This is a genomic window from Chryseobacterium barbadense (assembly GCF_042849955.1).
Taxonomy (GTDB): Bacteria; Bacteroidota; Bacteroidia; order Flavobacteriales; family Weeksellaceae; genus Chryseobacterium.
In genome coordinates this window covers 1-1112 of sequence record NZ_BAAFHL010000147.1, presented here as the reverse complement: position 1 = coordinate 1112, position 1112 = coordinate 1, and the positions used below count along the sequence as shown (strand labels likewise).

At 33.0% G+C, this 1112-nt stretch carries 2 protein-coding genes; both read right to left on the bottom strand.

The features are described from left to right. Positions 1-203 precede the first annotated feature (203 nt). On the bottom strand, positions 204-389 hold the full coding sequence (locus ACGHIN_RS17285; protein ID WP_390456486.1) for a hypothetical protein: 186 nt from the start codon (positions 387-389) through the stop codon (positions 204-206). A gap of 258 nt (positions 390-647) precedes the next feature. Beyond that, positions 648-953, bottom strand: coding sequence for a helix-turn-helix domain-containing protein (locus tag ACGHIN_RS17280; RefSeq protein ID WP_390456483.1), 306 nt, complete (start codon positions 951-953; stop codon positions 648-650). Positions 954-1112 lie beyond the last annotated feature (159 nt).

Genomic DNA, 1112 nt, shown 5'->3' with positions numbered 1-1112 from the left:
ATTCAAATTCTATAGGGCTTGATTCATTACTAGGGGCTTTCTGGGTTTCAGATAATGAAAGCCGTCCAGATATTCTGTTATAGTCATAAATATACCATTTTCATTTGTGATATGGGTCAGCTTTCTGAGCTTTGTATCGTCTGCCCGGTACAGGTAAAGCAGTTTATTGATATTGCTGTTAATCCCAAAAGCATTGGGAAGGCTTAGATGATTATAGCCAATCTCATTGAAATAAGCTTATTTCCTTCATAATTATAATACAGATTATCAATATGCTTAAAATTACTGCTATAGAAAGAAGGGGCGTTTCTTGATAAATGGGTGATATTCCCGTTCAGGTCGTATGCAAGAGATTCACTGTAAAATTCATTCACAGGAACACTGCTCATATGGTTTCTTTAAAATAAAATTAGGACATTTAATCAATGTCCTAATTAGTTTATTAATTTCTCTTAATTTATTAGAGTACAGGAATTTTTTCTGATCTTTTTTATACTCTTAAAGCTAAAGAGGATAAGAATCATGTCCTAACAAAGGTAGCAACTCCAGGTGATTATTCGGAATCTTTACATATTGGATATAATATGGGTTTAAACTCATTACTATCTAAAAATAACAAAAACCACCGCAAAAGCAGTGGTTTATTTTTATCCACCACACGATACAATCGTGCGGTAGCGAGGATTAGGAACACTGCAATAATAATTATAGTTACCGGAGCTGTCATTGAACGTCATATTATCATTGTTCTGGATAATGCTTAAGGGCTTTTCTTCTTTGATTTCTTCCACCGGAACATCTAAAGCTTTAGCGAGTTTTTCCCATTCATCATCAAAGATTCTTACCTCGCCGTTTTCTTTACGGCTGTAGTTAGAAACATCTGTTGCCAGAATCTTGGACATATATTCCTGTGTGTAACCCCGCTTCTTTCTTAAGTTCTTTAGCTTTTCCATAAAATAATACTATTTGTGCCTAAAGCAAAGATAGATAATTTCAAAGATTTCTTAATAAAAATTATACTATGCTGTAGTTTCATTTCCCTAATGAAAACGAAACTCGTAATCTGTAATGCTTTTTGTCTATTTAATATCCAATATATTAATAGATTGAAC

Coding starts and splice junctions, on each gene's coding strand:
- ACGHIN_RS17285 (WP_390456486.1), bottom strand. CDS start 389: ATGAGCAGTGTTCCTGTGAATGAATTTTACAGTGAATCTCTTGCATAC.
- ACGHIN_RS17280 (WP_390456483.1), bottom strand. CDS start 953: ATGGAAAAGCTAAAGAACTTAAGAAAGAAGCGGGGTTACACACAGGAA.